The 7,292-nt window shown below is 55.3% G+C and carries 6 protein-coding genes and 4 pseudogenes; 5 read left to right on the plus strand and 5 right to left on the minus strand.

Features of this window, described 5'->3' with window-relative positions:
• Positions 1 to 15: 15 nt before the first annotated feature.
• The 3 genes and pseudogenes from BM131_RS18395 to tnpC form a co-directional block, all read left to right on the plus strand.
• Positions 16 to 504, plus strand: coding sequence for an autoinducer binding domain-containing protein (locus BM131_RS18395; RefSeq protein WP_090191795.1), 489 nt, complete (start codon positions 16 to 18; stop codon positions 502 to 504).
• A gap of 235 nt (positions 505 to 739) precedes the next feature.
• Positions 740 to 877, plus strand: a complete 138-nt coding sequence (locus tag BM131_RS20085; protein ID WP_245754319.1) for a hypothetical protein — start codon at positions 740 to 742, stop codon at positions 875 to 877.
• A gap of 118 nt (positions 878 to 995) precedes the next feature.
• Positions 996 to 2,372 (plus strand): annotated as a pseudogene (gene tnpC / locus BM131_RS18400) (IS66 family transposase); the annotation flags it as partial.
• Between the two features lie 57 nt (positions 2,373 to 2,429).
• Here tnpC and BM131_RS18405 read toward each other — a convergent pair.
• Positions 2,430 to 2,672, minus strand: a complete 243-nt coding sequence (locus BM131_RS18405) for a hypothetical protein (RefSeq protein ID WP_217646897.1) — start codon at positions 2,670 to 2,672, stop codon at positions 2,430 to 2,432.
• Positions 2,673 to 2,828: pseudogene (locus BM131_RS20785) on the minus strand (HipA domain-containing protein); the annotation flags it as partial. It lies immediately after the preceding gene.
• A 59-nt stretch (positions 2,829 to 2,887) separates the two neighbouring features.
• Here BM131_RS20785 and BM131_RS20350 point away from each other — a divergent pair.
• Positions 2,888 to 3,121, plus strand: a pseudogene (locus BM131_RS20350) (IS6 family transposase); the annotation flags it as partial.
• Positions 3,122 to 3,169: 48 nt separating this feature from the next.
• Here the strand turns inward: BM131_RS20350 and BM131_RS20580 are convergent.
• The 3 genes and pseudogenes from BM131_RS20580 to BM131_RS18430 form a co-directional block, all read right to left on the minus strand.
• Positions 3,170 to 3,394 (minus strand): annotated as a pseudogene (locus BM131_RS20580) (LssY C-terminal domain-containing protein); the annotation flags it as partial.
• 181 nt (positions 3,395 to 3,575) lie between these two features.
• Positions 3,576 to 4,001: a BLUF domain-containing protein gene (locus BM131_RS18420; RefSeq protein ID WP_090191801.1), complete on the minus strand. Its 426-nt coding sequence runs from the start codon at positions 3,999 to 4,001 to the stop codon at positions 3,576 to 3,578.
• A 2,007-nt stretch (positions 4,002 to 6,008) separates the two neighbouring features.
• On the minus strand, positions 6,009 to 6,191 hold the full coding sequence (locus BM131_RS18430) for a hypothetical protein (RefSeq protein ID WP_139222708.1): 183 nt from the start codon (positions 6,189 to 6,191) through the stop codon (positions 6,009 to 6,011).
• 687 nt (positions 6,192 to 6,878) lie between these two features.
• On the opposite strand from BM131_RS18430, the gene BM131_RS18435 reads away from it, so the two are divergent.
• Positions 6,879 to 7,292, plus strand: a 414-nt coding sequence (locus tag BM131_RS18435; RefSeq protein WP_217646899.1) for an alpha/beta fold hydrolase, incomplete at its 3' end; no start/stop codon positions are given.

Consider the following 7,292-nt stretch of genomic DNA (forward strand, 5'->3'; position numbering starts at 1 on the left):
TACAGGAACGAGATCATGTCAAATAACGATGGCGCGCTGGCTCAGCTAGAAACCGCCTCAAAGCTTGCCCCCGCCGGGTTCGCATTGGCAGGTCACTTCACCAAGATGCGTCCCAGTTTCATGCTTCAGTGCTACCCCAAAGACTGGACTGCTTTCTACGCAAAAAATTCCCTAGCTATGGTCGATCCGGCGATTGCTTGGGGCTTAGCCAACGAGGGCACCTTCCGTTGGTCCGATTTCGATGCCACAAGTGATCCATCTGGCGTGGCCTCGATGGCGGCAGACCATGGGCTGACCTACGGCATCATTTCGTCTATCGTTTCAGATGGCACCCGCAGCATGGCCAGCTTTGCACGCACCGACCAAGAATTCGAGCAATCCGAGATTGATGTCATAACGGCCAAACTTGCTGCTATTCACGCCATTACCCTAGCTGCGAAAGATCTGGCAGCCAAGGAGATAGAAACCTTAGCGTCTATGGGGATAGCTTACACCAAAATGTAGCTCAGGTGTCGTTGCAAACATGTTGGATTTCTCTATTTGACACCCATCGACCACAATAACTACTGAGACCTTATTTCCATGAAACTGAACGCCATCACCCCAGCTATGACTTGGTGGCTGCCTCTCTGAGGCGGCTCTGTTCCGGTTTCAAATAGGATCTCGATGCCGCACGATGTGCGGAAGATCATGATCCCCTCCACCGTCGTGCGGCCTTTCACATAGAAAAGGCACTACCATGACGAACTACCAATCTATCACCGGCAAGACGATCCTGACTGGCGACAGGCCAACCGGAGCCCTGCATATCGGGTACTACCTCGGCTCACTGCAGGAGCGCGTTGAGCTTCAGGTGTTGAATTGTGCGAGAAATTGACCCAGTTTTCTAAACCGATGTGACCCATCAGCTGTCATTAATTCCGGCGACTTTCCATGAGGTTATCATAAGCCAGAGGGGTCAGCGCGATATGAAAAAATGGGTCAATTCGACCCGGAAATCAACAGGCATAGACCAACTGGCGCTGGATCTGTCGGAAGATGACGAGATCGCGCAGGCTGCTGCGGATCAACTCACCGGGCAGTCGGCTGGAGATGAAGAGGCCCCACCCAGCAAGCGCCAGCACAGCCGTAAGCCGCTGCCAGATCACCTGGATCGGGAAGATGAAGTCCTGTCAGCTGGTGAGGCATGCGCTGGATGCGGCGGCACCCTGCGCCAGGTGGGCGAGGATATTACCCAAGAGCTGGATTATATCCCCGGTCACTTCGTGGTGCGTCGGTTCATCCGCCCCCGCATGGCCTGCACCTGCTGTGAAGCCTTCGCCCAGGCCCCGCTGCCGTCCCGCTTGATTGAACGCGGGCGGCCCGGCCCCGGCCTCGTGTCGCACATGTTGGTCGGCAAATATTGCGATCACCTGCCGCTTGAGCGGCAATCCAAGATATACGCCCGCGAAGGCGTGGATCTGCATCGCTCCACGCTGAGCGACTGGGTTGGGCGCACAACGGCCCTGCTGGAACCCATGGCCGAGCACATCGGCAAACTGGTCCGGGCAGGACCAGCCCTGTTTGCCGACGACACCCCTGTAAAGCTGCAGGTGCGCGCCAACACAATGAAGACCAAAACCGCTCGGCTCTGGAGTTATGTCCGGGACGAACGTCCGTGGTGCGGGGCAGCACCACCCTGCGCCTGGTATCAGTTCAGCGTCGATCGGAAGGGCGAGCATCCCGCCAACCATCTCGCGAGCTATGCTGGCACCGTTCATGCCGACGGCTATGCCGGGTTCAATGGACTGTTTGGCGAAGGCAAAGCCAGCGAACAGGCCTGCATGGTCCACGTGCGCCGCAAGTTCGTCGACGAGGTCGAGCGCACCGGCTCTCCCATTGCTCAACAGGCGATCAAACAGATCGCGCAGCTTTACGCTAACGAGAAGGAGGCGCGGGGGAAATCCCCAGAAGAGCGCATCACCCTGCGGCAGGCCAAGGCCAAGCCGGTCTTCGACGCGTTGGAGCTCTGGCTGAAGGCGCAGCTGCACAAGATCTCTGGCAAAACCAAACTGGCCGAAGCGATCCGCTATGCGCTGAACCGCATACCGAAAGCGCGCGGCTATCTCAGCGACTTGCATCTCGAGCTGGACAACAATACCTGTGAGCGGTCGATCCGGCCCATAGCATTGGGCAGAAAGAATTATCTGTTCATGGGGTCAATCGGCGGCGGAAAAGCAGCCGCCATTGCCTACACGCTTATCGAGACCGCCAAGATGAACAACGTCGACCCCGAGGCATGGCTCAAATGGGTTCTCCAGCGCCTCCCCGATCACAAGATCAATCGCATCGACGAACTCATGCCGTGGAAATGGCAGCCGGAAAAGGCCTGAAACCGCGCCGACACCGGACGGATACCTTTGATCTACCGACGTACAAAGTCACAATATTTATCTGAAGGCCGTAACCCGCTCCCTGCAAAGGGCGATCATCGCCTCTGCTCGCTCCTGGATATCACGGTCCATACCGGGAAGATCAGGCACAGAAACCCCCTCTATGGCTTCGGCGAAGCGCTGCAAGAAATAGTCTATCTCTTCGCCCACACGGGTTGCAGCCAAGCCGGCGATCGCCGCCACCTGCATGAAATCACTACGCTGCAAACGATTATTTTTGCCATTCAGTTTCAGTGCCATTCAGTCATGTTCAAGGCTTGGGAAGACCCTCGTCGTGACCGCATCATAGAGCGGCGCGAGGCGGATTGTGCTGAAGCGATCCGCAGCAGGACCGGCAAACTTTAGGAGTGCCAAATTCTTCAGGTGCATATCGCCGTCGCCGATCAACCAAGCGAATAAGGCGCGATGGCATTGCCAAGTTGTTTGGCCTCACCGATTTGGCTACGGGGTGGAACATGAAAATACCAGCCTCAATGCCGCGCCTAAAGGGCTTTCGCCACCCCCGTGAGATCATCGCCTACGCCGTCTGGGATTATCATCGGTTCGCGCTGAGCACGGCAGATGTCGACGATCTGCTTGCCGAGCGTGGCGTGATTGTAAGCCGGGAAACAATCCGGCTTTGGGTCAATCGTTTCGGCGCGCATTTCGCCGACTGTATTCGTCGCGATCGGCCAAGTGCCGCGGACAGGTCCGCCCATGACAGGCGACGTTGACAGAATTGCGGCCCGGCCATCGGTAAAGAACGGATCTCCGACAACGTTTTGACCCATCATCGGAGTGACAACCTGTGCCCATCCGTTCTGCTGCAAACCGCCATCGCGCAGCAGATCCTCGATTAGAAGATTGCGTTCGACGTCAATAATTGGATCGATCCGATGAGTCAGTCCCCACTTCAACCCCGCATCAAAACTGGCCGTGCCAACAACAATCTGAAGACCTGATGGCGCCGCTTGTGACCGCATTCGCTGTTTGCGCCAACGTTTTGAAGGCTCCTTGCAGGGATGCCCAAGTTTACCAGATCAGACTGAAATCGGGAGGTTTTCAAACGTTGCATAAGTGGCCGTCAACGAAACCGAAAGAGCTCTATGACGTTATTGCTCAGCTGATTGCTGCGATGCCGCTAAACCAGTCAATATCCGCAATCTAGACAGAGCTTGAAATGCCCAGATCAATGCGTGCGCTTGCGCCCATGAGAAACCAAATCGCTTCAGCGCACGACGCTTGCTCCGGCGTCTTTTTGAATGTTGCCTCTGCCATGAACTCCTTAAGCGACATCACATTGCTAGAAGAATAACCCATGCTCCACTTCCTAAATCTGGGACGCCGTAGTTCTCCATGCCCCAGCAACTTCATGTTTGTGTGACGTTCATCGAATTGAAGGCGGCTGTACAAGTCCCACAGCTGCCTCGGAGGCCCTTCAAGATACTGGATGAACAAACCGTCTTCGACATGAAGGAACCCGGTGAGACCGAAGAGCAAGTTTTTCATCGCAGAGATCGCGACAATACTCTGGCAGCTTGCAGAGTCAGGCAAAACCAGTGCCTTACTTCGATATACAAGGTATTCCATAGCAATATCCTCCAGTTCAAGCTCCGCTCCAGTTCAAGCTCCGCTATAGTATCGCAAGCAAAGCTTTAGGAAAATATTCCCCCCGCATCGCACCGTATGCTTCGGAAGCAATACCTGCAAAACCAACCTAAGGCCCCTTCAGCAAAAAGCATCCACGAGGCCCTCAGTGCCCAGATGATCAGCACACACCCCGGTCCGCTCAGTGGTTATCCGATTACGTCGCTAGCGGTGTCGGCTTTGCGCAATGACGGCGGAGGATAGCTTAAGCCCTCGCGCGCCCTATCGAAGCAATCAGAGTGCCAATACGTACCACTTTCAGCATGCCGAAGTACTGAGGAGTCTTTATCGAAGCACCAATGACAAACATGCTCTCCATTAGTCGACTTCAGTTGGTAATTTTCCTTCATAAGCACCCCCTTGAACCTCAAGCCATCCGACAGATCATAACGCCATGATAGCACGGATAACTTGACAGAGATCAATTAATTACAAAGCAGTTGCCCCCGTGAGCCGCTCTAAAAGACAGCCCCATCCTGAAAGTGTTTCCCTGTGTGGATTGGCCTGCCGTAAAGCCCCCATTACGCCAGCCCTATGGCCTACCGATCAGACAAGCTGAGGATCAATGCAGGATAGCCTGATCGACGGCGCTCAACCCAATAGGTCACATGAGGAGCGCCGCCGAAGGGGTTCACTACGACCCTCCCAAACCGCAGCGAGCAAACCTTTGTGGCACTTAAAGTATCAAACTCACATTGATATAGTTTGTGGCTTTCACGTATTTCAGCCGATCAGGGACACCGATGGTACACAAGGTTAAACGTTCAGACGCAGACCCAATACCCTAAGGGTCTGGCTCTGAATGTCCCACTGATTAGGAAGTAGCTGACCTACTTGGGACCTTGAAAGCTAATCCCAAAGGGGGATGGCCCTCTGGTCAAATCCAGTTCGCAAAGAACGGCTTTAGCTACTGTTGTTACTGTGATTATTTCGACCCCGCCTGAGCGATGCCCTGTGCTACGATGATAGCCGTATAGCTGCCTGAGAGACAACCAGCCGCTCCAACTCTGGGCCTTACTATTAGGGCCTGAGGATGCGCAATAGCCCCCCTGTTGAGCCCCTAGGGCTACGTCCTGCGCAACGCCCCCTCTATCAGCCCCTAGTCACGCCCCCGATAGCCCTTAGCGCCACTGGAAGGCCACCTGCGGCGCATCCAATGGCGCTCAAACGGAAAGGGGTAGCTTAGAGTGCCACTGCGCCGTTGTTGAGGGGCACTTACTGAAGGCCGACCTTTATTCAGTCGAAATGATGAACCGTCTACAGCGAACCTACGCCGACAATGCACTCTAAAAGACTCACATCGGACCTAGGTTGCTAAATGCGATCTACGGCGTATCGAAAAGCGTGTCAGATAGGTACCAGACCAGACGACCAAGGGGCCCGCCTTACGTTATCTGTGGTCCGAGCCAATTTGTCACAATCCAAGACCGACCAGCGAATGCCATGGTGGTATCTGTTCAGAGTCGCATTCTCCTCAGTATGCCGCATGGACGGGGATCACACGGTACGGCGCGTCCCGTCCTTTGGGTATACGTACCGTGTGTCCTTCTTGATAGCTAAACTCCCCCCGATGTTATCGCGCCGGATGAAACTCAATAACCCCATTGCGTTCCAAGACACCAATCATCTTGGGCAAATGAGCAGGTTCTACTTTGGGATGATCCTAAAGTAGAACCTGCTTGCAGGGGCAATTGGACACTTGCGGTCAGGGCGATGACTGGCACGTCCTTACGCCCGCCAGTACGCTTAATGACCCACTTAGGGATGTACCACCAGACAAGAGACCTACCCATCAATGCCCAACCTTGGGACCACTCAGCGGACTAGGGATGACCCAAGGTATCACCAAATCGAAGAGGTTATAGCTTCAACACTAAGGGCCCACTTATAGCCACTTTCGATGCCTCATAGGGCACGCCTCCTAATCCAGCATAAATTGGTCTGACCCGATCAGGGCAAGCTAAGCCCCGTTACGATGACCTCTGGCGTTAGGCCACAGACCTCCTCGAAGTTGCGCTTGAACACCTCCACCCAAAGGTCCTTCTGAGAGACTGGGACAATGATGCAATCATGAACCGGCAAAGCGACGACCCTATGTGCGTCCATGAGTTCCACAAGGGTAGCCATGAGCATGCGCGACTCGTTGTAGCGAAGCTCAGCCCAGCCAAGCATTCTTTTTTGAGCTCCTGCAGTACAGGGTGCACCTTCACGACAGCCTTCCATGCCGCCGGACAAGTAAGATTGCGTGGCATCGGTTGCTCTCCGAGTTCGAGAAGCTCCGCCTTGAAGCCGTCAGGCCACTTTGAAGGCGCACCTTCCATCCCAATCGCCATGACGACCAGCTTCTTGACCACATTCCGAGAAATTCCCGGCACGTCGTAAGGGTCTTGGGTCTGGTCCATGGGGGGTCCCAGTGATCCCGTAGAGGATGGCTAACTGACAAGCTCGTATGTCGATCTCACAGGTCTGCTCGCCATCAATCGTGATTAGCGGACGTTTCTCCCTCTCGAGGCTAGTCAGGCTTGTCAGCGCACAGTGGGCCAACCGCCCACCCTTCTTGAACGTGTAGTCTGCGTCAGTGCCGTAATGGAAAACCCTAGAGAAGTCCGGTTGCAGGTCAAGATTGCAGCGCGACAATCAAGGTGAAAATCCAACGTCAATTAGGATGAGAACGCGGGTTTGGGGGCACGTAGGGAGGGCGCGGGCTGCGTGAACTGAACGATGTGAGGATCATTCAGCCACTCCGTGCGTTAGCCCCGGGAGGCAAGAGCTGGCTGAAGGCACGCCTTTCGATTTCGAACGCTTACTGAAGGGGCCAGGATGCTGAATTTCATTCGTCAAGGAGCGGGCCCGCCGCTTCTCCTCGTGCACGGCCTCGGTGGGTCGTGGCGGTCATGGACCACGATCCTTCCTGCGCTTTCTGAGTCCCGCGATGTCGTGGCCGTTGACCTACCCGGGCACGGCAAAACACCAGCAGCTACCGACAGTAACACGTTCAAGGGGCTCGCTGACAGCGTCGAGGCCTTTATCGTTGATCAAGGCTTTGATGGGATCGATATCGTTGGCAGCTCAGTCGGTGCAAGAATCGTACTCGAGATGGCGCGGCGTGGGAAAGTCGGCGCGACAATTGCTCTGGATCCCGGCGGCTTTTGGCAAGGCTGGGAGAGAACTTACTTCCGCTCCACCCTTCTCGCTTCGATCCGGCTTGTTCGCGGTCTCGAGTCGGCATTGCCA

The sequence above is a fragment of the Loktanella salsilacus genome, from assembly GCF_900114485.1.
Classification (GTDB): domain Bacteria; phylum Pseudomonadota; class Alphaproteobacteria; order Rhodobacterales; family Rhodobacteraceae; genus Loktanella; species Loktanella salsilacus.

What these genes read in the sequence shown, in the direction of transcription:
- BM131_RS18395 (WP_090191795.1), top strand. Translation starts at nt 16, where the DNA reads ATGTCAAATAACGATGGCGCGCTGGCTCAGCTAGAAACCGCCTCAAAG.
- BM131_RS20085 (WP_245754319.1), top strand. Translation starts at nt 740, where the DNA reads ATGACGAACTACCAATCTATCACCGGCAAGACGATCCTGACTGGCGAC.
- BM131_RS18405 (WP_217646897.1), bottom strand. Translation starts at nt 2,672, where the DNA reads ATGGCACTGAAACTGAATGGCAAAAATAATCGTTTGCAGCGTAGTGAT.
- BM131_RS18420 (WP_090191801.1), bottom strand. Translation starts at nt 4,001, where the DNA reads ATGGAATACCTTGTATATCGAAGTAAGGCACTGGTTTTGCCTGACTCT.
- BM131_RS18430 (WP_139222708.1), bottom strand. Translation starts at nt 6,191, where the DNA reads ATGCTCATGGCTACCCTTGTGGAACTCATGGACGCACATAGGGTCGTC.